Consider the following 26,919-nt stretch of genomic DNA (forward strand, 5'->3'; position numbering starts at 1 on the left):
GGAGGGAATCAAGTTGCTTATGCCACGAACAGCTTGATCCCCTTCCGCCCCCTTTTTGGTTCAGGCCAGCGCCTGCTCGTGCACGCCGGCGATGGCGCGGCCCGACGGATCGGCGGCAGCGGCGAAGCTGGCGTCCCAGGCAATGGCCGCCGGCGAGGAACAGGCGATCGACTTGCCGCCCGGCACGGTTTCAGCCGCCGCGTGGCTGGGGAAGAACTGCTCGAACAGGTGGCGGTAGTAATACGCCTCTTTGGTCTGCGGCGGGTTGTGCGGGAAGCGCTTGTCGGCGGCGGCCAGCACGCGGTCGCTGACCTGTGCTTCGGCATGCGCCTTCAGGCCGTCGATCCAACCGTAACCGACGCCATCGCTGAACTGCTCCTTCTGCCGCCACAGGATGCTGTCCGGCAGATAGCCCTCGAAGGCCTCGCGCAGCACGGCCTTCTCGATGCGGCGACCACCGAAACCGGCGCCGACCATCTTGTGCGCGGCATCGAATCGCATCGCCACGTCGAGGAACTCGCGGTCCAGGAACGGCACCCGCGGCTCCACGCCCCAGGCCATCATCGACTTGTTGGCGCGCAGGCAATCGTAGTTGTGCAGGGCATCGAGCTTGCGCACCAGTTCCTGGTGGAATTCGCGCGCGTCCGGTGCCTTGTGGAAATAAAGATAGCCGCCGAAGATCTCGTCGCTGCCTTCGCCGGACAGCACCATCTTCACCCCCATCGCCTTGATCCGGCGCGCCAGCAGGAACATCGGCGTGGACGCGCGGATGGTGGTGACGTCGTAGGTTTCAATGTGGCGGATCACCTCCGGCAGCACATCCAGGCCTTCTTCGAAGGTGTATTCGAAGCCGTGGTGCACCGTGCCCAGCGCTTCGGCGGCCACCGCAGCAGCCGCCAGATCCGGCGAGCCCTTCAGGCCGATGGCGAACGAATGCAGGCGCGGCCACCACGCTTCGCTCTGGCCGCCATCTTCAATGCGACGGCGCGCATAACGTGCTGCCACGGCAGCAACCAGCGACGAATCCAGCCCGCCCGACAGCAGCACGCCATACGGCACGTCACTCATCAGCTGGCGCTCGACCGCATGTTCGAAGGCCTGGCGCAGCTCGGCGAGATCGGCCTGGCGGCCCTGCACGTCGTCGTACTCGCGCCACGGCTGCTGGTAGTAGCGCACCAGTTCACCGCTGGCGCTGTCGTAGTAATGGCCCGGAGGGAACTGGGCAACGTCGGCGCAGGTATCCACCAGCGCCTTCATTTCAGACGCTACGCGCAACCGTCCCTGCGCATCATGGCCCCAGTACAGCGGCACCACGCCGACCGGGTCGCGCGCCACCAGCACACGGCCGGCTGCACGGTCCCACAGAGCGAAGGCGAAGATGCCGTTGAGCTGTTCCAGCCACTGCGCAGGCGATCCGCCCTGGCGGTACAGCGCGTTGATCACCTCGCAGTCCGAACCGGTCTGGAAGGCATAGGCTTCGGCGAGGCCGGCCTTGAGCTGCTGGTGGTTGTAGATCTCGCCGTTGACCGCCAGCGCCAGCTGCCCGTCTTCGGACAGCAGCGGCTGCGAGCCGCCGGCCGGATCGACGATGGCCAGGCGCTCGTGGACCAGCAGCGCGCCTTCGTCCAGATACACGCCGCTCCAGTCCGGGCCACGATGGCGCTGGCGCTGCGACAGCTCCAGCGCATGGCGGCGCAGGGAAGGAAGATCGTCACCGGCCTGCAGGCCGAAAATACCGAAGATCGAACACATGGGTGGAGCTCCTGTTGTGGGGAAGTACACGGGGGGAAAGTGTTCGACCGGCCATCCAGGCCCGGGTGGGGCTGCGCCCGGGCACAAAAAAAACCCGCATCGGCCGATGCGGGTTTTCTGGTGTCCGGGCGTGTGTTGCTGTCTATCTACCCAGGGCGCAGTCCCGCATCGGCCGCGCACGATTATTCGCGCGCAGATTATTGCGGTTGGTGTTGTTGACGGCGGTGGCCAGGCGGAGCGACATGGATCCGACCGTAACCGGGTTTCCGGCGCGGCGCAACTGTTGCGATGGCAACCGATTCAGCGGCCACGCCGGTAGCGACCCGGATAATCCCCTGCCCGCTTTCCGGAATTCATGGATGAACCCTTCCTACCGTCGCCTGCTGCCCCTCCTGGCCGTGATCGCCCTGGCCGGCTGCGCGACCACGCCCACCCGCCCGGTCGATGACAGCGAACGCGACGCCCTGGCCGCGGCTGCCGATGGCCAGTTCGATTCGGCGTTACGCGTGGCCAAGCTGTACCAGTACCGCAACGACGTGCGCGCGCTGGACTGGTACGCGCGCGCCGCTGCCACCACGCCGCGCACGCACCGCACCACCAGTGCCGAGGAGCAGCTGGGTACGATCCTGGAACGCGGCCGACTGGACAGCGGTGATGCCCCGCAGAAGCCCGACGCGGTGGTGCTCAAACCTTCCGCGCGCAAGGCCTACCGCTGGTACCACCGCGCCGCCTATCACGGCTCGCCGTATGCGATGAGCGATCTGGAGACGTGGTACGAGCGACGTGGCGACATGGAGGGCGCACTGCGTTGGCGCCTGCGCCGCGCGGTCTACCTGCGCCAGCTGTACAAGCTGCAGCCGTTGCGCGATGCCACCAGCGGGTCCGCGAAGCCCGGCACTCCGCTCAGCGCTGATGCCTCACCGAACCCGGTGATCGCGCGCATCCAGCGCCGCGCCGCGCGCGGCGATGCCGAAGCGCAGGTGGACCTGGGCACGCTGTACGAGGCCGGCATCGGCGTAGTGCAGAACAAGGCTGAAGCGCTGCGCTGGTATGAGCGTGCCGCTGCACAGGGCAACGTGTATGGGCAGTACCTGGCCGGGCTGGCACTCGGCCGCGGCGGCGATGGTCTGCAGAAGAACGTGGATGCCGCGGCGGCGTGGTTCGCCAAGGCCAGCGCACAGGGCTTCTACATGGCCGACGAGTCGTACTGGCGCGAAGCGATCAAGCCGCCGTTCTTCCAGTTCTCGGAGTAGCGCCGGGCCATGCCCGGCGGATCCACAGAAACCCGGTGGACGAGCGCTACACCAGCAGGCGCTCTACCAGTCGCTGGTACAGCCCCGGCAACGCTTCCAGCTCGTCCACCCGCACGTTTTCATCCACCTGGTGGATGCTGGCGTTGACCGGGCCGACTTCGATGCACTGCGCACCCAGGGGTGCGATGAAGCGCGCATCGGAGGTGCCACCACCGGTGCTCTCTTCAGGCGCGCGACCGGTGTGCTCGGCCAGCACCGCGCGCGCCGCTGCCCGCAACGTCCCTTCCGGGGTGTAGAACGGTTCGCCGCTGCGGTGCCACTTCAGCGTGTAATGCAGGCCATGACGGTCCAGCAGCGTGGTGATCTCCGCTTCCAGCTTCGCTGCATCCCAATGCGGGTTGTAGCGGATGTTGAAATCCACCTCCAGCTCACCGGGAATCACGTTGTTGGCGCCGGTACCGGCATGGATGTTGGAGATCTGCAGGCTGGTCGCCGGGAAGCTCTCGTAGCCCTCGTCCCAACGCCGTGCGCTCAGTTCGGCCAGCATCGGCGCGGCAAGATGGATCGGATTGCGCGCCTTGTCCGGGTAGGCCACGTGGCCCTGCACACCCTGCACGCGCAGCTTGGCCGACAGGCTGCCCCGCCGCCCGACGCGCAGCAGGTCACCCAGCGTGGCGGTGGACGACGGCTCGCCGGTGATGCACCAGTCGATGCGCTGGCCGCGCTCGGCAAACAGGCGCGCGACATGGCGCACGCCGTCGATGGCATCGCCTTCTTCATCGCTGGTCAACAGCACCGCCAGCGTGCCCGTGTGCTGCGGATGGGCGGCAACGAACTGTTCGGCAGCGATCACGAACGCAGCCACGCTGCCCTTCATGTCCGCGGTGCCGCGACCGTACAGCACGCCATCGCGGATCTGCGGTGCGAACGGATCGCTCTGCCACGCTTCGCGGGGGCCCGGCGGCACCACGTCGGTGTGGCCCAGCAGGACCAGCACCGGTGCGCCGCTGCCGTGGGTGGCCCACAGGTTGTCGACCTCGCCCAGCCGCAGGTGCTCACAGGTGAAACCCGCCGCCTGCAGACGTTCGCCGATCAGCACCTGGCAGCCGGCATCGTCCGGGGTCACCGATGGCCGTGCGATCAGATCGCAGGCCAGGTCGAGGACGGCGCTCACGCGCCGCCCACGCCGAAGCGCGCCTTGAAGCCGTTGTCGCTGAAACCCTGGCTCACCTTGCCGTCGGCGGTCACCACCAGCGGGCGCTTGATCAGCTGCGGGTATTCACGCAGCAGCAGCTTCCACTCCGCTTCCGAATCGGCGGCCTTGCGGTTGTCCGGCAATTGCCGCCAGGTGGTGGAGGACCTGTTGACCATCGCTGCCAGGCCACCCAGCTGTGCCGCCCATTCCAGCAGCGTTTCCGGGCTGGGTTTGTTGTCGCGGTAGTCGACGAAGGTGTACGGCACGCCGAAGCGGTCCAGCCACTTGGTCGCCTTCTTGCAGGTATCGCAGTTCTTCAGACCGTAGACGGTGGTGCTCATGCGTGCGGCTCCGTCAGTCGGCCAGGCCGCGCAGCAGGTCGTTGACGCTGGTCTTGCTGCGGGTACGGGCATCGACCTGCTTGACGATCACCGCGCAGTACAGCGAGTGGGTACCGTCCTTGCTCGGCAGCGAGCCGGACACCACCACGCTGTACGGCGGGATGTAGCCGTAGCTGATTTCGCCGGTGGCGCGGTTGTAGATGCGGGTGCTCTGGCTGAGGAACACGCCCATGCCGATCACGCTGTGATGGCCGACGACCACGCCTTCCACCACTTCCGAACGCGCACCGATGAAGCAATGGTCTTCGATGATGGTCGGGCTGGCCTGCAGCGGCTCGAGCACGCCGCCGATGCCGGCACCACCGGACAGATGGCAGTGCTGGCCGATCTGCGCGCAGGAACCGACGGTGGCCCAGGTATCGACCATCGTGCCTTCGCCGACGTAGGCACCGATGTTGGTGAAGCTCGGCATCAGCACCACGTCCTTGCCGAAATACGTGCCGCGACGGGCGATCGCACCCGGCACCACGCGCACGCCGCCGCGGCGGAATTTCGCCTCGTCATAGCCGGCGAAGCGCGATTCGACCTTGTCCCAGAACGGTGCCGGACGTGCATCGACCACGGCCATGTCGTTGACGCGGAAATACAGCAGCACCGCCTTCTTCAGCCATTCGTTGACCTTCCAGCCACCCTGGCCGTCCGGCTCGGCGACGCGGAACTCGCCGCTTTCCAGGCCGTCGATCACGCGGTTGACCAGCGGGCGGGTCGAGCCTTCCAGTTCGTGCAGGGTCAGCGTGGCGCGGCGCTCGAAAGCGCTTTCGATGCCGAATTTCAGTTCTTCCACGCCCGGGCCGGCCGGCTTGCGCAGCGACTTGCGTGCGATGTTCTCGGCGCGCGCGGCTTCTGCGGTCTTGGCCGGACCCTTCTTCACCGCAGCCTTCTTCGGTGCGGCAGTCTTCTTCGCAACCGGCTCAGCGGCAGCGGTCTTCTTGGCTGCTGCGCTCTTGGCGGTCGCGGCAGTCTTCTTTACGGGCTTGGTGGCCATCAGGCGGAGTCTCCGGCGTTTCGATCAGGGTCCAGGCAGGCCAGCATTGCGTCATGCAGCTGCTGCCGGGCGGATTCAGTCAGGGGGAGGTCGTGTTCGTCACTGATCACGAAGGTGTCTTCGGCGCGTTCGCCGAATGTGGCAATGCGCGCGTCCTGCACGCGCAATCCCTGGTTGCGCAGCACGAACGCCACGTCGGCCAGCAGGCCGGGGCGGTCGGGCGCGACCAAGGCAAAACGGGTCGCGCCGGGTTCATCGCGGAACTCGATGCGCGGGGCGAAACGGAAGTGGCGCAGCTGGCGTGGCACCACCCGGCGCGAGGGACGCAGCCGCGCCAAGTCGCCACTGAGCGCCTCGCGCAGGGCCGCTTCCAGATTGGCGCTGCTGCCATCGGCAAACGTATCGGCCGGGCTCACTTCAAAATTATCGAAAATCGTGTCTGCCGGACCATCCAGCACGCGCGCGCGGTGGATCCCGTAGCCCTTGCGGTCCAGGGTCATCACGATCGCGGCGAACAGGCCGTCACGGTCCGGCGAATGCACGAACACTTCCAGCGCGGGATCATCGACGCTGATCCGGCGAACCTTCACCAGCGTCTGGCCCTGCTTGATCGGTATCAGCGCGGCAGCCTGCCATGCCAGCTGTTCCGGGCGCAGGCGGATGAAGCCTTCGTCGGGCATCACCGCGAACTGGCGATCGATGGTGGCATCGTCGTAGCCCTGCTCGCGCACCAGTGCACGCACGCTGTCGCGCGCTTCGGCCACGCGCTCGGCGGCCGGCACCGGATGCTCCAGGCCCTCGCGCAGCGCGCGGCGGGTAGCGAAATACAGATCGGCCAGCAGCCGGTCCTTCCACGCGTTCCACAACTTCGGGCTGGTGCCGGCGATGTCGGCGCAGGTCAGCAGATAGAGGTAATCCAGGCGGTCGCGGCTGCCGACCAGGGTCGCGAAGCGATGGATCACGTCCGCATCGGCGATGTCCTGCTTCTGCGCGGTCACCGACATCCGCAGGTGCTGTTCGACCAGCCAGGCCACCAGTTCGGTATCCGAACCACTCAGCCCCTGCGCGTGGCAGAACGCCCGTGCATCGACCGCGCCCAGTTCGGAATGATCGCCGCCGCGCCCCTTGGCGATGTCGTGGAACAGGCCGGCCAGCAGCAGCAGTTCGGGCTTGCGCAGGCGCGGCCAGACTTCGTGGGCGATGGAGAAACGTTCATCGGCGCGACTGCTGGCGAACAGCCCCATGTTGCGCAGGACCATCAGCGTGTGCTGGTCGACGGTGTAGACATGGAACAGGTCGAACTGCATTCGCCCGCTGACCTGGGCGAATGCGGGAATCCACTGCCCGAGCACGCCCAGCCGCGCCATGCGCGAAAGCGTGTCGACCGGGCGCTGGCCACGCAGCAGGGCCATGAACTGTTCGCGCGCATCAGGGTCTGCCTGGTCATAGGCAGGCAGCAACGGCAGCGATTCGGCCAGCGCGCGCGCAGTCAACGAATGCAGGCCACGGATCTGCGGATTGTTCGCCCAGCTGGCGAACAGCGCGAAGACCTGGCCGATGTCAGCATTCGGCCAGTCGGCATCGTTGGCCGCCAGATAGCCACGGCGCAGCGCGAACCCCACGGTCAGCGGCTCAGGCTGTGCCTCGCCATCGAACTGTTCCTCGAAACGTTGCAGGAGACGATCACTGATCCGCCGCACCACCGAAGCGGCGCGGTAGAAGCCCTGCATCATCTTCTCGACGCCCAGGCTCTCGGCATCGTCCTCAAAGCCCAGGCGCGCGGCCAGGGTCTTCTGGTAATCGAAGCGCAGGCGCTCTTCCGGGCGTCGCGCCACCAGGTGCAGGCCGAAGCGCAGTCGCGCCAGCACCGCACGTTCGCGCTTCAGCGCCGCGGCCTCGTCAGCGCCCAGGTGGCCCAGGCCGACCAGCGCTTCCAGATCGCGCACGCCAAACGCACGCAGCGCCATCCAGCCCAGCGTGTTGAGATCGCGCAGGCCGCCGGGGCCATCCTTCAGGTCAGGCTCCAGGTTGTCAGCGGTGTCGCCGAAACGCTGGTGGCGGTTGCGCAGTTCCTCCAGCTTGGCCAGGAAGAACGCACGCGGCGGCCACAGTTCGCGGTCATCCACTGCCGCACGCAGCGCACGCCGCGCCGCCTCATCGGCCATCAGCGGGCGCGCTTCGATCAACGCGGTCAGCACGGTCTGGTCAGCTGCAGCCTCGCTGCACTGCCCGCCCGAACGCACCGCGTGGCTGACCGCCAGGCCGCAATCCCACAGCAGCGCGAACAGGCGCGCGAGCGCCTCTTCATGGGCCAGCTGCGCCTGCGGATCGCCGAACACCAGCAGGTCGATGTCCGAGCGCGGGAACAGTTCACCGCGCCCATAGCCACCGACCGCAAACAGCGACAGGCCACTGTCGGCCGGCAGGCAGCGCTGCCACGCATGGCGGATCAGGTGATCGGCCGCGCGCGCGCGCAGTGCCAGCAGGCGCTCGATGTTGTCGCCCTGGTCGAAGCGGCGGTACAGGCGCGTATCGGCCTGCTGCAGCGCGTCGCGCGCGGCAGCAGCCCAGTCCGGGTCGTTGAGCGACGCGGCCGGCGTGTCCAGCAGCGAACTCGCCGGCAGCATCGTCAGGAGACCTGCGACTCGCCCGGCGACAGGGTCAGCACGTCCACGCCGGTCTCGGTGACCGCGATCATGTGCTCCCACTGTGCCGACAGCTTGCGGTCCTTGGTCACCACGGTCCAGCCATCGGGCAGCACCTTGTTGTAGCGGGTGCCCTCGTTGATCATCGGCTCGATGGTGAAGGTCATGCCCGGCTGCAGTACCAGGCCCTGGCCCGGACGGCCGTAATGCACCACCTGCGGTTCATCGTGGTAGACCTTGCCGATGCCGTGGCCGCAGTACTCGCGCACCACGCTGAAACGCTCGCCTTCGGCGTAGCTCTGGATCGCATGGCCGACGTCGCCCAGGGTTGCGCCCGGACGCACCGCGCGGATGCCGCGCCACATGGCCTCGTAGGTGGCGTCGACCAGGCGCTTGGCCATCACCGACGGGGTGCCGACGAAGTACATGCGGCTGGTGTCGCCATGCCAGCCGTCCTTGATGACGGTGACGTCGATATTGATGATGTCGCCATCCTTGAGGACCTTCCCTTCGCTGGGAATGCCGTGGCAGATGACATTGTTGACCGAGGTGCACACGGTCTTGGGGAAGCCGCGGTAGCCGACGTTGGCCGGAATGGCGCCCTGCACGTTCACGATGTGGTCGTGGCAGATGCGGTCCAGTTCCTCGGTCGTGACACCGGGCTTGACGTGGGGGGTGACGATGTCGAGCACTTCGCTGGCCAGGCGGCCGGCGATGCGCATCATCTCGATTTCCTGCGGGGTTTTGATATTCACGCTCATGGCTCCCATTATCGCCGATCCGGCCGCAATCTGAACGAACGCCACCCAACTGGCGATCCGGGGCATGCACGGATCCGGCAAGGAACGTGAAAGCGTGATGAGCCACACCCTTTCGATCGCCTGTTTCTCACGGAATACAGACACTTGCGGTGCCTACGCTGGCCCCACTGTCGTCAAATCGGCGCCGAACGTGCCGACTTCGCGCTGTTCAACGGACCTTCGGGTCAGGGAGGTTGTCCATGCGATCCACCGTTCGTTCCCCCTGGGCTTGGGCCTTGGCCCTGCTGGTGGCAGGCCCGGCCGCCGCCGCCGACACCACTACGTTCAACGTCACTCTGGTGGTCACCAAGGCCTGCACCATCACTGCGGCCGCCGCCACCAACGTCGATTTCGGTACCGCCGCCTCCACCACCGCCACCCCGACCCTGGGCCAGGGCACCGTAACCGCGCAGTGTTCGGCGCTGACCCCGTACACCATCTCGCTCAACGCCGGTGCCAATGCCGGCACGGCCAATGACGTCACCACGCGGCGGATGAAGAACACCAACGCGGCAGTGACGGCCAACAACTACGTGGGCTACCAGCTCTACCAGGATGCGGCGCATACCCTGGTGTGGGGCGCCACCACGGGCACCAACACCCAGGCCGGCATCGGCACCGGCCTGGCGGTGCCCTACATCGTCTACGGCCAGATCCTCAACCTGAGCACGGCCAACGCTGCGACCGGCAACTACCTGGATACCGTTACCGCAACGATCACCTATTGATGGAGCACGCCCGCATGGCCGGATCCCGCCCGTGGCGCGCCACCGGCGTGGCGCTGCTCGTTCTCAGCCTGCTTCTTTGGGTCTCCGCGGCCTCGGCAACCAGCCTGCAGGTCGCGCCCACCAGCCTGCAGCTGGAGGCACGCCAGCGCGCCGGCGAACTGTGGTTGACCAACAGCGGCACCTCGCCGGTGAAGCTGCAGGTCCGGGTATTCCGTTGGGTGCAGCAGGACGGCAACGAACAGCTGCTGCCGACCGAAGATCTGCTGGCCACGCCACCGATGCAGGAGTTGGCCGCCGGCCAGCAGCAGCTGGTACGGGTCATGCGCGCCGTGGCCGACACACCGGCTGCGCAGCAGTACTACCGGTTGATCGTCGACGAGGTGCCCGATCTGGCCACGCGCACCGAAGGCATGCAGTTCGTGCTGCGCTATTCCATCCCGGTATTCGTGCAACCCGGCGCTGGCAGCCGGCTGGCACCGCAGCTGCACGCCCGCCTGGTCCGGCTGGACGACGGACGCAACGGCGTGGAAGTAGGCAATACCGGCAACAGCTACGCGCAGATCGCTGACCTCGCCCTGGGTAGCCCGGAGCGGCCGCGCATCGTCCATCCCGGCCTGCTGGGCTATGTGCTGCCCGGCCAGGTCATGCGCTGGCCGCTGGCGCGCACGGCGATCGACCGCGACAACGAACAGATCACGGCCAAGCTCAATGGCGAGTCGGAACAGACGTCGCTGCCGCCACCACCGGCTCGCTGAGGCGCTGATGAGCGCAGCGCTCGGTGCGGCCCTGTCCCCGGCGGCCCATGCAGCCGATGTCTCCGGGGTCTCCGCCGATGCCCTGCTGCCTCCGCCGACCCCGCTCACGGCCAACCAGACGCTGTACCTGGACGTGACCCTCAACAGCACGCCACGCGGCCTGCTGCCCTTCACCGACAATCGTGGCCGCCTGCAGGCCAGCCCCGAGATCCTGCGCCAGCTTGGCTTCAACACCAGCGGCGATGCCCCGGTGTATCTGGACCAGATCAGCGGTGCGGTGGTGCGCTATGACGCGCACCTGCAGACCCTGGCGCTGGACGTGCCACTGGACCAGTTGACCCTGCCCACGACCGTGCTCAGCCGCCCGCAGGTCCGCGCTTCCCGCGGCAGCGCCTCGCCCGGCGTCCTGCTCAATTACGACCTGTACGGCAGCCGCGTCGACAGCCTGGGCAACCTTGCCCTGAGCTCTGAACTGCGGGTGTTCGGCATCGGTACCGGCACCTTCGAGAGCACCGCCGTCAGCCGTCGCTACCAGACCGGAGACCGCCACTGGCGCAGCGAAAGCGTACGCCTTGATACGCGCTGGACCCTGGATTTCCCGGACAAGGCGCTGACCCTGGAGGTGGGCGACTTCTACAGCGGCTTTGTCGACTGGAGCCGGCCGGTACGCCTGGGCGGCCTGCAGATCGGGCGCAATTATGGGCTGCAGCCGTATCGCGTTCTCACCCCCACCCCGGCCTTCCTCGGCCAGGCGGTGGTGCCATCCACGGTCGAGCTGTATGTGGATGGCCTGCGCCAGTACAGCGGCCAGGTGCCGGTAGGGCCGTTCCAGCTGGCGGCGCAACCGGGCATCAGCGGCAACGGCAGCGCGCAGGTCGTGGTTACCGACGCCTTTGGCCGCATGCAGACGCTGGATTTCAGCTTCTACGGCACCCAGCAGCTGCTGGCCAAGGGCCTGTCGGACTGGTCGCTCGGCGTCGGCCAGCTGCGCGAGCAGTTCGGCGAACGCTCCTTCGCCTACGACGACCGTACCGTGGCAAGCGCCAGCTGGCGCGGCGGCGTCAGCGATACGTTCACCGGCGAAGCACACGCCGAAGGCGGCGGCGGCCTGGCACAGGCCGGCCTGGGCGGCTGGTGGCTGCTGGGCGGTGCGGGCGTATTCAATGCCGCCTACGCCCACAGCCGCTACCAGGGCCTGCAGGGCGGCCAGTGGGCGCTGGGGTACAGCTGGAACAACCGCCATTTCAACTTCAATCTGCGCAGCGTGCGCAGCCACGGCGACTACCGCGACCTGGGCGCGCTGCAGGCCAACCTGCCGCCCAGCATCAGCGAGCAGGCCACGGTCGGCCTGGACCTGTTGCGCCTGGGCACGCTCAGCGCCAGTTACCTGCGCCTGCGCTACCCCGATGGCGATGACAACCGTTATGCCAGCCTGTTCTGGTCCCGCAGCTGGAGCCAGCGCTGGTCGGCCTACCTGTCGGTCAACCAGAACCTGGACAACAGCGATGACCGCAGTGTCTACCTGTCGCTGACCGCAAGCCTGGGCAACAACCGCCAGGCCAGCCTGTCCAGCCAGCGCAACGGTGACAGCCAGAGCTGGGTTGCCGACGTCACCCAGCCGGTGCCGGGCGACGGCAGCGCAGGTGGTATCGGTTGGCGCGCACAGGTCCGCCATGGCGACGGCGGCAGCGGCGGCCTGGCCGAAGTCGGCATCCTCAACGATGTCGGCCGCTATGCCTTCGGTGCCTCCCGCCAGGCGGGCCTCAACTACGCCTATGGCAGCGCCAGCGGCAGCCTGGTGTGGATGGCCGGGCACACCTTTGCCGCCCGCGAAGTCGCCGACGCCTTCGCCGTGGTCAGCACGAATGGCGTTGGCGGTGTGCCGGTGCGGCTTGAGAACCGCCTGATCGGTGTCACCGACGATCGGGGCCTGCTGCTGATCAGTCCGCTGCTGTCCTGGCAGCGCAACCGCGTCTCCATCGACACCCTGGACCTGCCGGCGGACATGCGCGCTGATCGCATCGAGGACTGGGTGACACCCCGCCAGCGCGCCGGCACCGGCCTGACCTTCAACCTGCGTTCGCGCGCGTCGTTGCGGCTGATCCTGCAGGACATGAGGGGGCAACCGCTGGAGGTGGGCAGCGAAGTGCAGCTGCCCGATGGCCGCCAGGCCACCGTGGGCTACGACGGCCTGCTGTACCTGGAGGACGTTGCACCTGGCAGCGTGCTGTACATCACCAGCAGCGGTGGCCAGTGCCGGGTCCGCGTGCCGGTACCGCAGGTGGTCGCCGTCGGGGCCAGCGCGCGCCCGGCCCCGCTGCAATGCGTGCCGGAGGTGGCGCCATGAGGATGCTGCTGCTCGGCCTGCTGCTTCTGGCCGGCCTGATCGCCAGTGCGCCGACACGCGCGGCCGCGACGTGCACCGCCACCGCCGACGCGCTGCTGCCCTTCGGCAACGTCAGCAGCGGCGCGCCAGGTGCCACCCCCGGCACCTTGAACATCACCGTGAACTGCTCCACCGCCGCACTCAGCCTGATCGCCACCACCGGCATCCGCGTCTGCATCGGCCTGGGCAATGGCACCGGCGGCACCAGTACTTCGCCGTGGCGGACAATGGTCAACGGCAGCAGTGATCCGCTCAATTTCCAGATCTACAACGTCGCCAACTACAGCGAAGTCACCGGCCTGGCACCGCGCGGTACACCTCCCGCACAGGAGCTGACGATGACCTACAACGTGCCGCTGATCGGCGGCTCCGGCAGCCGTACCACGCAGTTGTTCGCACAGATTCCGGCCAACCAGGTGCTGGCCTCCGGCAACTACAGCAGCACCTTCACCGGGGCCAACGTGGTGCTCACCTGGGCCTGGAACGAGGTGCTGCTGGGCACCGCCACCGTACCGGCCACCTGCAATGGCGGCGCTACCGGCACCAACACCGCCAGCAATGCCTTCACCTTCAATGCCACTGCCACCGTGCTGCCGCAATGCGGCAGCTACCTCACCACCACCATGAATTTCGGCAACGTCACCGGCAGCATTCCCGCCAACATCGACCAGACCGCCACCCTCACCCTGACCTGCCTCAAGCGCACCGCCTACCAGGTCGGCCTGAACAACGGTCAGAACAACCCGGCCCTGACCACCACCCGGCGCATGCGTACCACCATCGGCAGCAACAGCTATTACCTGACCTACGAGCTGTACCGGGACGCTGCGCGCAGCCAGCGCTGGGGCAATACGCTCACCGTGGACACCTTCAGCGGCGTCGGCACTGGCAGCGCGCAGACACTGAACATATTCGGGCGTGTGCCTCCCGTCGCCGGACAGCCTCCGGCGGGCACCTACAACGACCTGGTGCAGGTGACGATCACCTACTGAGGGGAGCCCGCTCTACAGAATCCCCCCTGTCGGCCGATACCGCGCATCAAGTCGACAACACGGTGGATGGCAGGTGGTTCGCGGAATACTGATCGGAGCGATGTCCATCACCAGCACGACAGCGTGGGCCGACCCGGCGCCCGTCCCACTGCAGATCCGCCTGACTGTGGTTGAAGGCTGCGCCGGCACGGAGCGTGGCCCACGTTGCCCGGTGCCACAGCAGCACAGCGACGGCGGTCACCTGCCGCCCCAGGTCCGTGAACTGGCCCCGCCAGCGCAGGACGAACAGGGGCATTCGCTGCCCGAACCGCCCACCACTTACTACTGATGCGCCGGCTACTGCTGCTGGCCGCGGTGCTGCCTATTGCCGCGCAGGCGCTGGAGCTGGTGCCGACCACCCTGAACCTGCCGGCTGCGCAGGGGCGGGCCGAGCTGTGGCTGCGCAATCCTGGCCCTGGGCATTGGCGCGGCCAGGTGCAGATCTGGGCGTGGGACCAGCAACCGGGCGCCGAACACCTGCAACGCAGCGCGCAGGTGCTGGCCAGTCCGACCCTGCTGGACCTTCCTGCCGGTGCACGCCAGCGCGTCTGGTTGCTGCCGGCGTCATCCGCACCTGTGGCCGCTGAACAGGCATTCCGTATCATCCTGGCTCCGGCAGAACCGGCCATGCCGCGCTATTCACTGCCCCTGTTCCGCAGCGAACCGGTCGGCCCAACGCCCCCCTGCCTGCGGGCAGAGCTGGTGGTCAACGGGTCGCAATTCACACTGAGACTGTTGAACGGTGGCACCGGGCACGCGCGCTTGAGCGACCTTGCCTATGAGGCGGCTGGCGGCCAACGCAGCCTGCTGCTGCCCGGTCTTGCCGGCTACGTACTGGCGGCGCGCCAGCGCCAGTGGCAGCTGCCGCCGCGCGCCGATGGCTATGCAGGCGGCAGGTTCCATGCCCGCTTGCAGGACGGCACAGAGGTGATTCTGGCGGCGCAGACACCCGCAATTGCAGCGAGCCAGCCAAGCGGGCTATAATTGCCCGGATGTCCTGCCGCCGCGTGCGCGGGACACCGTCCACACCGGACGTCACCGGTGAATCCACACCTGCTGCCCCCATCCGTGCCGGGGTGCTCCGCAAGGAGTTCGGCCACGGAGGCAACAGGGAAGCCCAACCCCGGAACCTTCAGCGCTTCCACGCGTCCCGCATACCTATCCCGCGGGCGGAATCGCCGGTTCCCCATCAGGAGTTTTGCAATGCCCCAGGTCACCATGCGTCAGATGCTGGAAGCCGGCGTCCACTTCGGCCACCAGACCCGCTACTGGAACCCGAAAATGGCTCCGTACATCTTCGGCGCCCGCGGCAAGATCCACATCATCAACCTGGAAAAGACCGTCCCGCTGTTCAACGACGCGATGAACTTCATCTCGTCGGTTGCCCAGAAGCGCGGCACCATCCTGTTCCTGGGCACCAAGCGCAGCGCGCGTGAGTCGATCCGCGAAGAAGCCGAGCGTTGCGGCATGCCGTTCATGAACCAGCGTTGGCTGGGCGGCACCCTGACCAACTTCCGTACCGTCAAGCAGTCGGTTGCCCGCCTGAAGGAACTGGAAGCCGGTGAATCCGACGGCACCTTCGAGAAGCTGGTCAAGCACGAAGTGCTGGGCCTGCGTCGCGAGCGCGACAAGCTGGAAGCCTCGCTGGGCGGCATCAAGGACATGAACCGTCTGCCGGACGCGATCTTCGTCATCGATATCGGCCACGAAGACATCGCCATCAAGGAAGCCAAGAAGCTCGGCATCCCGGTGATCGCCGTTGTCGATACCAACTACAACCCGGAGCTGGTGGATTACGCGATCCCGGGCAACGACGACGCCATCCGTGCCGTGCAGCTGTACGCACGCGCCGCTGCTGACGCCGTGCTGGAAGGCAAGGCTGCTGCACCGCACGCTGCCACCGTCCGTGAAGAAGAGTTCGCCGACGCTCCGGCCGAAGAAGGCAAGCCGGCTCGCCGCGCTCCGGCCAAGAAGGCTGCTGCCGACAAGGGCGAAGCCCAGGCCTGATCCAGGCCCCGGTGGGCGCCACGCGCCCACCTTTCCTGTCCGCTGCCGATGGCGCGACGACAGGACACTGTCACACGGGCCGGCCACCATGCCGGCCCAACCCCTTTCTTTCGTGAGGTAATCCCGTGGAAATCACTGCTTCCCTGGTCAAGGAACTGCGCGAGCGCACTGGCGCCGGCATGATGGAATGCAAGAAGGCGCTCACCGAGGCCGGCGGCAACATCGACGCCGCTGCTGAAGCGCTGCGCAAGTCCGGCGCTGCCAAGGCCGACAAGAAGGCTGACCGCGTGGCCGCCGAAGGTCGTCTGGGCCTGGCCCAGGACGGCGGCAAGGCCGTGCTGGTCGAGATCAACTCGGAAACCGACTTCGTCGCCAACGACATCAACTTCAAGAACTTCGTCGATTCCGTCGCTGCCGCTGCACTGGCATCGGGCGCCGCCGACGTGGAAGCCCTGAAGTCGGCCACCCTGCCGACCGGCCAGACCGTCGAAGAAACCCGCGCGACCGCCGTGCAGACCCTGGGTGAGAACATCCAGATCCGTCGCCTGGTCAAGCTGGACACCACCGGCAACGTCGGTTCCTACGTCCACACCAACGGCAAGGTCGGCGTGCTGGTCGACCTGATCGGTGGCGACGCCGAACTGGCTCGCGGCCTGGCCATGCACGTGGCTGCGCTGAAGCCGCCGCACAACAAGGCCGCCGATGTGCCGGCCGAGTTCGTGGAAAAGGAAAAGGAAATCGAACTGGCCAAGATGTCCGAGAAGGACAAGTCCAAGCCGGCCGACATCCTGGAAAAGATCATCAGCGGCAAGATCAACAAGATCGTCAGCGAAGTGACCCTGTACGGCCAGAGCTACGTGCTGGACGGCGACAAGACCGTCGAGCAGGTGGTCAAGGCCGCCGGCGCCGACGTGGCTGGCTTCCAGCTGCTGGTCGTTGGCGAAGGCATCGAGAAGGTGGTGGAAGACTACGCCGCCGAAGTTGCCAAGGCGATGCAGGTCTGATTCCAGCCTCACGGCTGTAATGAAACCAGAAGGAGCCGCGGGAAACCGCGGCTCTTTTTTTATGCCGGTGGGCCTGTGGGTGCCCCTCACCTGTGGGTGGCCGAATCTGTGGGTGCGCACCGTTGGTGCGCACACCGACACCTTTGCGTTGCAAGCGAATCAAGCCGATACTCGGCACAGGGAACCTGCAGTCACATAACAGGAACGAAATTCGCAGACTGTGATGCATTCCTAGGTATTCTTGTCCTAATGGAATTGAACGACCCGACATGCCTCCCGAGCTGACAGCTGCACTGGCGCTTTGCCGCAACCTCCCCTCGCCGCCCGGTATTGCCTTGCGCATCATCGAACTGGCCCAGGACCCGGAAGCGGACATCGCGACCGCTGCGGACATCATCGCCATCGACATGGCGTTGAGTGCACGCATGCTGCGTATCGCCAATTCACCGCTGTACGCCAGCCGGCGCCGGATCGAGAACCTCGGCCAGGCGCTGACCATGCTCGGGCTGAACGCTACGATCAGCCTCGCCCTGGGCTTCACTGTCACCCAGGGCCTGACCGGCAAAGGCGGCGCCGACCACGACCTGCGCCAACGCGCCTGGAAGCGCAGCATCCTCAGCGCGCTGGCGGCCAGCCAGCTCGGCCAGGCCCGCGGCCTGCGCCGACTGGAGGAGCTGATGCTGGCCGGACTGCTGCAGGACATGGGCGTGCTGTGCCTGGCCCAGGCCGAATCCGAACGCTACCTGCCCCTGCTGCGCGAAGCGCGCGACAACCCTGATCTGATCGCGCGCGAGCGCCAGGAACTCGGCTGCAGCCACGCCGACGTCGGCGCCTGGGTCGCCGAGGAGTGGGGCCTGCCGCGCTACCTGGTCGACAGCATCCGCCACAGCGAAGACGAAGGCACCGCCGAGAATCCATTCCAGGCCTGCGTACAGCTGTCTGGAGCCGTTGCCGACATCTGGCTGGATGAAGACGCCGATACCGCCCGCGAAAGCGCCCTGCAGCAGGTCCACGACCGACTGCAGATGGACAGCGCCCGCTTCGACCAGGTCCTGGCCCGGATCAGCGAAGCGCTGCCGGACATCGCCAGCCTGTTCGAGAACGGCCTGAATTCACCGGCACGCGTGCGCGAGCTGATCGACCACGCCCAGGAGCTGGCCACCCTGCGCAACCTGCGCGAACTGCAGGATGCCGACCAGGCCCGCCGTCGCGCCGATGAATTCGAGGCCCGCGCCAAGCGCCTGGCCGACCAGGCCCATCGCGACGCCCTGACCGGCGTCCTCAATCGCCGCCAGCTCGAAGCCGTGCTTGAGCAGGAGTTCCTGCGCGCCGGCCGCCATGGCTGGCCATTGTCGGTAGCGTTCATCGACCTGGACGATTTCAAGAAGATCAACGACGCGCACGGCCACCTGACCGGCGATGAGGTGCTGCGCGCCTTCGCCGGCAAACTGCAGGGGCAACTGCGCAACAGCGACACCGTGGCCCGTTTCGGCGGCGAGGAGTTCGTCGCGCTGCTGCCCAATACCAGCGAATCGGTCGCCCTTGACGTGATCCGCCGCGTGCTGGCCAATATCGTCGCCACCCCGATGGCGGAACTGGAAGGCGGCCCGCTGTTCATCACCTTCTCGGCCGGCGTGGCCACCCAAGGTGGTTACGAGCGTTTTGCCGGTGTGCAGGACCTCCTGCGCGCCGCAGATGACGTGCTCTACCGCTCCAAGAACCTGGGCCGCAACCGGGTCATCGCGCGCTCTCCCGGCGAACTGGGGCATGATGAACTGTCTGCCACTGCGGGCGCCGAGCTTGGCTGAATGGTGCGCCCCGGATGCACGGGGCACACCGGCATTTTGCGCCGCAGTGCACAAAACGCTTTGGCCGCGCGCCGCTTGCGCGTAGAATCGCCCGCGATTTCCACGCACCCGAGGTCCCTATGTCCAAGCTCGCCTATCGCCGCATCCTGTTGAAACTTTCCGGGGAGGCGCTGATGGGAGATGAGGACTACGGCATCGACCCCAAGATCATCAATCGCCTGGCCCGTGAGGTCGTCGAGGCCCAGCAGGCTGGCGCCGAAGTCGCACTGGTCATCGGTGGCGGCAACATCTTCCGCGGCGCAGGCCTGGCCGCTGGCGGCATGGACCGGGTCACCGGCGACCAGATGGGCATGCTGGCCACGGTCATCAACGCGCTGGCCATGCAGGATGCGCTGGAAAAAGTGGGCGCCAAGGCCCGCGTGATGAGCGCGATCAAGATCAACGACGTGTGCGAGGACTACATCCGCCGCCGCGCCATCCGCCATCTGGAAAAGGGCCGCCTGGTGATCTTCGCCGCTGGCGTCGGCAGCCCGTTCTTCACCACCGACTCGGGCGCCGCCCTGCGCGCGATCGAGATCGGCGCCGACCTGCTGCTGAAGGCAACCAAGGTCGATGGCGTGTACGACAAGGATCCGAACAAGTACAGCGACGCCGTCCGCTTCGACAGCCTGAGCTACGACGAAGTGATCCGCCGTGGCCTGGAAGTGATGGATACCGCCGCCTTCGCCCTGGCCCGTGACAGCGACCTGCCGATGCGCGTGTTCGACATGGGCCAGCCGGGCGAGCTGCTGAAGATCCTGCACGGCGAGAACATCGGCACCCTCGTCCAGGGCCGCGATCCGGCCTGAGGCTGAGCGCAAGGCGACCTCCGGGCCGATTCAGGCCCGGCGGCGTCCCGTATTCGCCTATAATCGCCCGATTCCAGTTACATCCAGGACCCTGGCGATGCTCAACGACATCAAGAACAACGCGCAGACGCGCATGGCCAAGAGCATCGACGCTCTTAAGCACACCCTCACCTCGATCCGCACCGGCCGCGCAACGCCGGCCCTGCTGGACCGCGTCACGGTCAATGCTTACGGCAACGCCAGCACGCCGCTGAACCAGGTAGCGTCCATTTCCAACCCCGACGCCCACTCCCTGCTGGTCACGCCCTTCGACAAGAGCATGATCAAGGAGATCGAGAAGGGCCTGTACAACATCGAGCTGACCCCGAACACCATCGGCACCTCGATCCGCGTCAACCTGCCGCCGCCGACCGAAGAGCGCCGCAAGGAACTGGCCAAGCAGGTACAGAAGGAAGGCGAAGGCGCCAAGATCGCCGTGCGCAACATCCGCCAGGATGCGAACAAGGAAGTCGCCAAGCTGCTGAAGGACAAGGTCATCAGCGAAGACGAGAAGAAGCGCGGCGAAGACGATATCCAGAAGTTGACCGACGCCAACATCAAGGATATCGACAAGGTCGTCGCCGACAAGGAAAAGGAACTGATGTCGGTCTGAAGTCGATGCCTTCAGTCCCGCCTCCCCTGCCGGCCGCCCTCCCGCGCCACGTCGCCATCATCATGGATGGCAACGGGCGTTGGGCACAGCAGCGCCGTCGCCCCCGCGTGATCGGCCATCGAGCCGGTGCGCGCGCGGTCAACCGTACCATCGAGCGCTGCCTGGAACTGGGCATTCCGGCGCTGACCCTGTTCGCGTTCTCCAGCGAGAACTGGGGCCGGCCGCAGGACGAAGTCGACGCGTTGATGAAGCTGTTCCTCGGCGCGCTCGACCGCGAAGTGGACGAGCTGCATCGGCGCGGCGTGCGCGTGCGCTTCATCGGCGAACGCGAGCGCTTCGGTGCCGCCCTGGTCAGTCGCATGCAGCTGGCCGAACAGCGCACCGCCGACAACCGCGCCCTGACCCTGTCGATCGCCGCGAGCTATGGTGGCCGTCAGGACATCGCCCGTGCCGCACGCGCGTTGGCCGCTGAAGTGGCCGCCGGCCGCCTGCTCCCCGAGCAGATCGACGAATCCCTGCTGGGGCGACAGGTGGCTCTGGCCGACCTGCCGCCACCGGACCTGTTCATCCGCACTGGCGGCGATACCCGCATCAGCAATTTCCTGCTGTGGCAGCTGGCGTATACCGAGCTGTGGTTCACCGAAGCGCTGTGGCCGGATTTCGACGCCACGCAGCTGCAGCTGGCGCTGGATGCCTACGCCAGCCGCGAGCGCCGCTTCGGCCTGACCAGCGCCCAGATCGCCGCCCTGGCCACCGAGACGTCCAGCCCATGACCAAGACCCGAGTCCTCGCCGCGCTGATCATGGCGCCGGTCGCCATTGCTGCGATCCTGTTGCTGCCCACGCAATGGCTGGCCGCCGCCGCCGCTGCCGTGCTGCTGATCGGCCTGTGGGAATGGCTGAAGCTGGCCGATGTCGAAGACACCCTCGCCCGCACCGTGCTGCTGGTCCTCAACCTGGTGCTGATGGTGCTGCTGGTGTGGGCCGATGCCGGCACGCTGGTGCTGTTCCAGATCGCGACCCTGGTGGGCGTGGCCTGGTGGCTGGGCGCGCTGGTGTGGCTGCGCTTCTTCAACTTCGGCGCGCAGCCTGGCAGTCCGGCGCGCATCCTCAAGCTGCTGGCCGGCACCCTGGCCATCGTGCCGGCGTGGGCTGCGCTGGTACTGATCCATGCCGGCGGCGACCCGCCGGGCCATCAGGGCCACCTGTGGCTGCTGGCCGCGCTGGCGCTGGTATGGGCCGCCGATTCGGGCGCCTACTTCGCTGGCCGTCACTTCGGAAAGCATAAGCTGGCACCGCGGATCAGCCCGAACAAGACCTGGGAAGGCCTCGTCGGTGGGCTGATCGCCGGTGTTGCGGTGGCCGTCGGCCTGGGCTGGCTGGCCGGCATCGATGCCGCGCACCTGCCGGGCCTGCTGGTCACCTCGGTGGTGGCAGTATTCGCCTCGGTACTGGGTGACCTGTTCGAAAGCCTGATCAAGCGCCATGCCGGCGCTAAGGATTCAGGCCACCTGATCCCCGGCCACGGCGGCGTGCTCGACCGCGTCGACGGCGTGCTGGCGGCCATCCCGGTGTTCGCACTGGGCAAGGAAATCTTCGGGTTCTGACCATGGATGCTGCTGCAGACCTGCGCCGGGTCGCCGTGTTCGGCGCCACCGGCTCGATTGGTGCCTCCACGCTTGACGTGATCGCCCGCCATCCGCTGCGTTACCAGGCCACCGTGCTCGCCGCCGGTCGCCAGGTACAGGCACTGCTGGCCCTGTGCCGGCAGCACCGGCCCGCGCATGCGGTGATCGCCGATGAAACCCTGTATGCGGAACTGCGTGACGGCCTGCGCGATGCCGGCCTGGCCACCCAGGCCCACGCCGGCCATGCCGCTCTGGACCAGCTGGCGGCCAGTGACGCCTGCGACACCGTGGTTGCCGCGATCGTCGGCGCCGCCGGCCTGTCCTCGACCCTGGCCGCCGCTGCGGCCGGCAAGCGCATCCTCCTGGCCAACAAGGAATCGCTGGTGCTGGCCGGCGAACTGCTGACCCGTACCGCCGAACGTGCCGGCGCCGAGATCATCCCGATCGACAGCGAGCACAGTGCGATCTTCCAGTGCCTGCGTTCACGTGATGCCAGCCTCGACGGTGCCGGCGTGCGCCGCATCCTGCTGACCGCCTCGGGTGGACCATTCCGCGGGCGCAGCCGCGCCGAACTGGAGCAGGTCACCCCGGCCCAGGCCGTGGCGCACCCGAAGTGGTCGATGGGGCCGAAGATCTCGGTCGATTCGGCGACGTTGATGAACAAGGGCCTGGAAGTGATCGAGGCCCACCATCTGTTCGGCATCCCCGGCGAGCGCATCGAGGTACTGGTGCACCCGCAGAGCCTGGTGCATTCACTGGTTGAGTTCGTTGACGGCTCCACACTGGCGCAGATGGGCTTGCCAGACATGCGCACCACCCTGGCCGTGGGCCTGGGCTGGCCGCAACGGATCGAATCGGGCGTCTCCGGGCTGGACCTGCTCGCCCAGGGCCGGCTGGATTTCGAGGCTCCCGACACTGACGCCTTCCCCTGCCTGGCCCTGGCGTGGCAGGCGATGCGCGCCGGTGGTACCGCCCCGGCCGTGCTGAACGCCGCCAACGAAGAGGCTGTTTCAGCGTTTCTTCAGGGCCGCATAGGCTTCCTGACCATTCCGACGCTGGTTGCTAACGCTCTTTCAACACTGCCGACCGAACCAGCCGATACACTTGAGGTTCTGTTGTCCGCCGACCAGCGGGCCCGCCAGCTGACCCTGAACGCCATCGCCGCCACCTGAACAGCGCACCCATCCCGTATGACGCCGCCGCCCGTGTCCGCCAATGTGAACCTGCATGACTGACTTCATCGGATCGGTCTGGTGGATGATCGTGAGCCTTGGGCTGCTGGTCACCTTCCACGAATTCGGGCATTACTGGGTCGGGCGCCTGTGCGGGGTCAAGGTGCTGCGCTTCTCGGTAGGCTTCGGCCGTCCGCTGTGGTCGCGCCGTGACCGCCATGGCACCGAGTTCGCCATTGCCGCCATCCCGCTGGGCGGCTATGTGAAATTCCTCGACGAACGCGAAGTCGAGGTCCATCCGCACGAACGTGGCCAGGCCTTCAACCACAAGACCGTGTGGCAGCGCATCGCCATCGTCGCGGCCGGCCCGATCGCCAACCTGCTGCTGTGCATCCTGCTGCTGTGGGCGATGTTCGTGATCGGCAAGCAGGACTATTCCGCAACCGTCGGCCGCGCTACCGGCATGGCCGCCACGGCCGGGCTCGGCAGCGGCGATCGCCTGCTGAGCGTGGACGGCCGCGATGTGATCACCCTGGGTGAGGCCAGCATGGCCCTTACCGCGGCGGCGATGGACCGTCGCGACGTGACCCTGCAGGTCCTCGACCCCGCAGACCAGCTGCGCGCGCGTACCCTGCCGCTGTCGCAGCTGCCGGCTGGTTTCGATGAACGCCGGGTTCCGATCCTGGCCGGCGTGTATTGGCGTGCGTGGCTGCAGCCCCCGCTGGTGGACAACATCGTGAAGGGTTCGGCTGCGGAGGGTCACCTGCAGACTGGCGATCTGATCGTGGCGATCGATGGGCAGCGCATCGACAGCGTCGAGCAGGCCATCAGCGAAGTGGGCAGCCTGGGCCGCCGCGGTGGCCCGGCGATGATCGAGGTGCTGCGTGGTGGCGAGCGCCTGGCGCTGGAGATCACCCCGCGTCAGGGCAAGGACGGCAAGGGCCAGCCCACCTGGCAGATCGGCGCGGGGTTTGCCGAGAGCTACAGCCCCGCCTACGACACCCTGCTCAAGTTCGGCCCACTGCAGTCCGTGACGGTGGCGGTGCGTGAAACCGGCAGGATGGCCGCCGACTCACTGGCCATGATGGGCCGGATCGTCACCGGCAAAGCCTCGCTGCAGAACGTTTCCGGCCCGGTCACCATTGCCCGGGTCGCCAATATTTCGGCCAAACGTGGCGTGGATTGGTTCATCCAGTTCCTCGCCCTGCTGTCGCTGAGCCTGTGCATCATCAACCTGCTGCCGATCCCCATCTTGGACGGCGGCCACCTGCTGTATTACCTTATCGAGTTGGTCAAGGGCAGCCCGCTGAGCGAGCGTGCCGTCGCCGCCGGCCAATACATCGGCCTGGCGTTGCTGGCCGGGCTGATGGGATTGGCGTTCTACAACGACATCCTCGGCCTGGTCCCGCGATGAACTTTTCCATGTTTTTGCCGTCTACAGCGTCGGCATCCCTTACCAATGAAATCGACCTTCCTACCGGACGTGACATGACGCGACTCCCCAATCGCCGCCTGCTGGCCCTCGCCCTCGCCGCCGTCACCGGCGCCCCCGCCCTGGCCCAGGCAGCCGAGCCCTTCACTGTCAGCGACATCCGCGTCGACGGCCTGCAGCGCATCAGCTCCGGTACGGTGTTCACCTACCTGCCGGTCGAGCGTGGCGAGACGGTCACAGACAGCAAGGTCGGCGAGACCATCCGCGCCCTGTACAAGACCGGCTTCTTCGAAGATGTGCAGCTGGATCGCCAGGGCAGCATCCTGGTGGTGACCGTCAAGGAACGTCCGGCGATCAACAAGCTGACCGTCACCGGCAACAAGGACATCAAGTCCGACCAGCTGCTCAAGGGCCTGTCCGACATCGGCCTGACCGAAGGCGGCACCTTCGATCGCCTGAGCCTGGATCGCGTAACCCAGGAACTTCGCCGCCAGTACAATGACCGTGGCAAATACACCGTCGACATCACCCCGACGGTGAGTCCGCTGGACCGCAACCGTGTCGACATCGCCATCGCGATCAAGGAAGGCAAGGCGGCCAAGATCCGCCACGTCAACATCGTCGGCACCGAGAAGTACGACAGCAAGGACATCCTGGAGTACTGGGAGTCCAAGGAGCACAACTGGGCGTCGTGGTACCGCCGTGACGACCAGTACTCCAAGGAAAAGCTGTCCGGCGACCTGGAGAAGCTCAACTCCTGGTACCTGGACCGCGGCTATGTCGACTTCAGCATCGACTCGACGCAGGTCTCGATCAGCCCCGACAAGCGCGACATGTTCATCACCGCCGGCGTGACCGAAGGTGACCAGTACAAGATCTCGGAGATCAAGGTCAGCGGCGATACGATCCTGCCGCAGGAAGACGTCGAGCGCATGGTCGTGCAGAAATCCGGCGACACGTTCTCGCGTGCGCTGCTGGAATTCAGCTCCGACTCGATCACCAACTCGCTGTCCAACATCGGTTATGCCTTCGCCAAGGTGAACCCGATTCCGACCACCAACCGCGCCGAGCAGACCGTGGCGGTCAACATGCAGGTCGTTCCCGGCCCGCGCGTGACCGTCCGCCGCATCATCTTCAAGGGCAACACCCGCACCTCCGACGAAGTGATGCGTCGCGAAATGCGCCAGTTCGAGAACAGCTGGTACTCGCAGGCGGCCATCGACCGCTCCAAGATCCGCCTGCAGCGCCTGGGCTACTTCGAAGGCGTCGAAGTGGAAACCCCGGCCGTCAGCGGCAGCAACGACCAGGTCGACGTCGTCTACAACGTCAAGGAAACCACCTCGGGCAGCTTCGTGTTCGGCCTGGGCTATTCGCAGTCCTACGGCATGACCACCTCGGTGCAGCTGTCGCAGAACAACTTCCTGGGCGGCGGCAACCGCGTGTCGGTCGAAGCCTCGCGCAGCAGCTACCTGCAGCGCTACGGCTTCAGCTACACCAACCCGTACTTCACCGATGACGGCGTCTCGCTGGGTTACAACCTGTCCTGGCGCGAACTGGACTACTCCGACTTCAACACCGCGCAGTACAACAGCACCAATGGTTCGGCGCAGGTGGTATTCGGCGTGCCGATCACCGAGACCGACACCGTCTCGCTGATGTTCGGCATCGACAGCAACCAGATCACCACCTACGCGGGCTCGACCCCGAAGTCGATCATCGATTACATCGATGCCGTCGGCAGCCGCACCTTCCATGCATGGCGCACGGAACTGGGCTGGGCGCGCGACTCGCGCAACGACTACTTCATGCCGACCCGCGGTACCTACCAGCGCGTGGGCCTGGAAACCACCCTGCCGGGTTCGACCATCGAGTACTACAAGCTGAACTACCAGATCAGCAAGTACTGGCCGATCATCCCCTCGCTGGTGATCAACACCCGCGCCGAAATCGGCTACGGCGATGCCTACGGCAATGACAAGACCCGCGTGATCGACAACGGCGATGGCACCACCCGTACCGTCACCGCGTCGGGCCTGCCGTTCTACGAGAACTTCTACGCCGGTGGTACCAACTCGGTGCGTGGTTTCGAGGACAACACCCTCGGCCCGCGTGAAGTCACCAGCGGTTACCCGAACGGCCAGCCGCTGGGCGGTTCGCTGAAGACCGTCGGTTCGGTCGAGGCCTATTTCCCGCGCCTGTTCGACAGCCCGTCGGCCCGCGTGTCGGCCTTCGTCGACTTCGGCAACGTCTACAACGGCACTGACAACTTCAAGGCCAACGAACTGCGCGTGTCCACCGGTGTGGCCCTGCTGTGGCGCGCCCCGGTCGGCCCGATCTCGATCAGCTATGCGTTCCCGCTGAAGAAGAAGGACGGCGACGAGATCGAACGTCTGCAATTCACGTTCGGTGGCCAGTTCTGAGGAACGACGTTCCTCAGA

The 26,919-nt window shown here is 66.6% G+C and carries 23 protein-coding genes; 17 read left to right on the top strand and 6 right to left on the bottom strand.

Annotation, left to right across the window (positions count from 1 at the left end):
* Positions 1 to 60: 60 nt before the first annotated feature.
* Complete coding sequence (gene asnB, locus AB4Y98_RS03130; RefSeq protein ID WP_108266122.1) at positions 61 to 1,752, bottom strand: asparagine synthase B; 1,692 nt, start codon at positions 1,750 to 1,752, stop codon at positions 61 to 63.
* 359 nt (positions 1,753 to 2,111) lie between these two features.
* On the opposite strand from asnB, the gene AB4Y98_RS03135 reads away from it, so the two are divergent.
* Positions 2,112 to 3,005, top strand: a complete 894-nt coding sequence (locus AB4Y98_RS03135) for a tetratricopeptide repeat protein (RefSeq protein ID WP_312787010.1) — start codon at positions 2,112 to 2,114, stop codon at positions 3,003 to 3,005.
* 46 nt (positions 3,006 to 3,051) lie between these two features.
* On the opposite strand, the gene dapE is transcribed toward AB4Y98_RS03135, so the two are convergent.
* From dapE to map, 5 genes are read right to left on the bottom strand one after another with little or no spacing between them, the layout of a single operon-like run.
* Positions 3,052 to 4,179 carry a succinyl-diaminopimelate desuccinylase gene (gene dapE, locus AB4Y98_RS03140; protein WP_442243750.1) on the bottom strand — a complete coding sequence of 376 codons (1,128 nt, stop codon included), beginning with the start codon at positions 4,177 to 4,179 and terminating at the stop codon, positions 3,052 to 3,054.
* Positions 4,176 to 4,541, bottom strand: coding sequence for an arsenate reductase (locus AB4Y98_RS03145; RefSeq protein ID WP_025877641.1), 366 nt, complete (start codon positions 4,539 to 4,541; stop codon positions 4,176 to 4,178). Before AB4Y98_RS03145 ends, dapE begins: the two co-directional genes overlap by 4 nt.
* Before the next feature lie 13 nt (positions 4,542 to 4,554).
* Positions 4,555 to 5,586, bottom strand: a complete 1,032-nt coding sequence (gene dapD / locus AB4Y98_RS03150; protein ID WP_312787012.1) for a 2,3,4,5-tetrahydropyridine-2,6-dicarboxylate N-succinyltransferase — start codon at positions 5,584 to 5,586, stop codon at positions 4,555 to 4,557.
* The gene (locus AB4Y98_RS03155) at positions 5,586 to 8,213 is read right to left on the bottom strand and encodes a [protein-PII] uridylyltransferase (protein WP_442243751.1); all 2,628 of its coding nucleotides are present in this window, start codon (positions 8,211 to 8,213) and stop codon (positions 5,586 to 5,588) included. Before AB4Y98_RS03155 ends, dapD begins: the two co-directional genes overlap by 1 nt.
* Before the next feature lie 2 nt (positions 8,214 to 8,215).
* Positions 8,216 to 9,058 (bottom strand): type I methionyl aminopeptidase, encoded by an 843-nt coding sequence (map, locus tag AB4Y98_RS03160; protein ID WP_080277585.1) that lies wholly within the window; start codon positions 9,056 to 9,058, stop codon positions 8,216 to 8,218.
* A gap of 173 nt (positions 9,059 to 9,231) precedes the next feature.
* Here map and AB4Y98_RS03165 point away from each other — a divergent pair, with 173 nt between their 5' ends.
* From AB4Y98_RS03165 to bamA, 16 genes are all read left to right on the top strand, one after another.
* Positions 9,232 to 9,759 carry a Csu type fimbrial protein gene (locus tag AB4Y98_RS03165; RefSeq protein ID WP_025877648.1) on the top strand — a complete coding sequence of 176 codons (528 nt, stop codon included), beginning with the start codon at positions 9,232 to 9,234 and terminating at the stop codon, positions 9,757 to 9,759.
* Entirely contained in the window at positions 9,759 to 10,514 is a 756-nt protein-coding gene (locus tag AB4Y98_RS03170) for a fimbrial biogenesis chaperone (protein ID WP_442243752.1), read from the top strand. Before AB4Y98_RS03165 ends, AB4Y98_RS03170 begins: the two co-directional genes overlap by 1 nt.
* Before the next feature lie 7 nt (positions 10,515 to 10,521).
* Positions 10,522 to 12,861 (top strand): fimbria/pilus outer membrane usher protein, encoded by a 2,340-nt coding sequence (locus tag AB4Y98_RS03175; protein ID WP_442243753.1) that lies wholly within the window; start codon positions 10,522 to 10,524, stop codon positions 12,859 to 12,861.
* A complete protein-coding gene (locus AB4Y98_RS03180; RefSeq protein ID WP_442243754.1) occupies positions 12,858 to 13,892 on the top strand; it encodes a Csu type fimbrial protein in 1,035 nt (344 codons plus the stop codon). The genes AB4Y98_RS03175 and AB4Y98_RS03180 overlap by 4 nt, the downstream gene beginning before the upstream one ends.
* A gap of 100 nt (positions 13,893 to 13,992) precedes the next feature.
* Entirely contained in the window at positions 13,993 to 14,220 is a 228-nt protein-coding gene (locus AB4Y98_RS03185; RefSeq protein WP_394195764.1) for a hypothetical protein, read from the top strand.
* Positions 14,220 to 14,915, top strand: coding sequence for a fimbrial biogenesis chaperone (locus tag AB4Y98_RS03190; protein ID WP_363730891.1), 696 nt, complete (start codon positions 14,220 to 14,222; stop codon positions 14,913 to 14,915). The genes AB4Y98_RS03185 and AB4Y98_RS03190 overlap by 1 nt, the downstream gene beginning before the upstream one ends.
* A 219-nt stretch (positions 14,916 to 15,134) precedes the next feature.
* Positions 15,135 to 15,938 carry a 30S ribosomal protein S2 gene (rpsB, locus tag AB4Y98_RS03195; protein WP_025877657.1) on the top strand — a complete coding sequence of 268 codons (804 nt, stop codon included), beginning with the start codon at positions 15,135 to 15,137 and terminating at the stop codon, positions 15,936 to 15,938.
* Positions 15,939 to 16,063: 125 nt separating this feature from the next.
* The gene (gene tsf, locus AB4Y98_RS03200; RefSeq protein WP_032975792.1) at positions 16,064 to 16,942 is read left to right on the top strand and encodes a translation elongation factor Ts; all 879 of its coding nucleotides are present in this window, start codon (positions 16,064 to 16,066) and stop codon (positions 16,940 to 16,942) included.
* Positions 16,943 to 17,211: 269 nt separating this feature from the next.
* Positions 17,212 to 18,750, top strand: a complete 1,539-nt coding sequence (locus AB4Y98_RS03205) for a sensor domain-containing diguanylate cyclase (RefSeq protein ID WP_312107859.1) — start codon at positions 17,212 to 17,214, stop codon at positions 18,748 to 18,750.
* A 119-nt stretch (positions 18,751 to 18,869) separates the two neighbouring features.
* Positions 18,870 to 19,598, top strand: coding sequence for a UMP kinase (gene pyrH / locus AB4Y98_RS03210; protein ID WP_025877663.1), 729 nt, complete (start codon positions 18,870 to 18,872; stop codon positions 19,596 to 19,598).
* 97 nt (positions 19,599 to 19,695) lie between these two features.
* Positions 19,696 to 20,250, top strand: coding sequence for a ribosome recycling factor (frr, locus tag AB4Y98_RS03215; protein WP_099821430.1), 555 nt, complete (start codon positions 19,696 to 19,698; stop codon positions 20,248 to 20,250).
* Positions 20,251 to 20,255: 5 nt separating this feature from the next.
* Positions 20,256 to 21,023 (top strand): polyprenyl diphosphate synthase, encoded by a 768-nt coding sequence (uppS, locus tag AB4Y98_RS03220; RefSeq protein WP_442243755.1) that lies wholly within the window; start codon positions 20,256 to 20,258, stop codon positions 21,021 to 21,023.
* Complete coding sequence (locus tag AB4Y98_RS03225; protein WP_025877667.1) at positions 21,020 to 21,856, top strand: phosphatidate cytidylyltransferase; 837 nt, start codon at positions 21,020 to 21,022, stop codon at positions 21,854 to 21,856. The genes uppS and AB4Y98_RS03225 overlap by 4 nt, the downstream gene beginning before the upstream one ends.
* Before the next feature lie 2 nt (positions 21,857 to 21,858).
* Positions 21,859 to 23,049, top strand: a complete 1,191-nt coding sequence (locus tag AB4Y98_RS03230) for a 1-deoxy-D-xylulose-5-phosphate reductoisomerase (RefSeq protein ID WP_223494644.1) — start codon at positions 21,859 to 21,861, stop codon at positions 23,047 to 23,049.
* 55 nt (positions 23,050 to 23,104) lie between these two features.
* Positions 23,105 to 24,463 carry an RIP metalloprotease RseP gene (gene rseP / locus AB4Y98_RS03235; protein ID WP_312107861.1) on the top strand — a complete coding sequence of 453 codons (1,359 nt, stop codon included), beginning with the start codon at positions 23,105 to 23,107 and terminating at the stop codon, positions 24,461 to 24,463.
* A gap of 74 nt (positions 24,464 to 24,537) precedes the next feature.
* Positions 24,538 to 26,901 carry an outer membrane protein assembly factor BamA gene (gene bamA, locus AB4Y98_RS03240; RefSeq protein WP_165376689.1) on the top strand — a complete coding sequence of 788 codons (2,364 nt, stop codon included), beginning with the start codon at positions 24,538 to 24,540 and terminating at the stop codon, positions 26,899 to 26,901.
* Positions 26,902 to 26,919 lie beyond the last annotated feature (18 nt).

The sequence above is a fragment of the Stenotrophomonas sp. 2YAF26 genome, assembly GCF_052114625.1.
GTDB classification, from domain to species: Bacteria; Pseudomonadota; Gammaproteobacteria; order Xanthomonadales; family Xanthomonadaceae; genus Stenotrophomonas; species Stenotrophomonas indicatrix.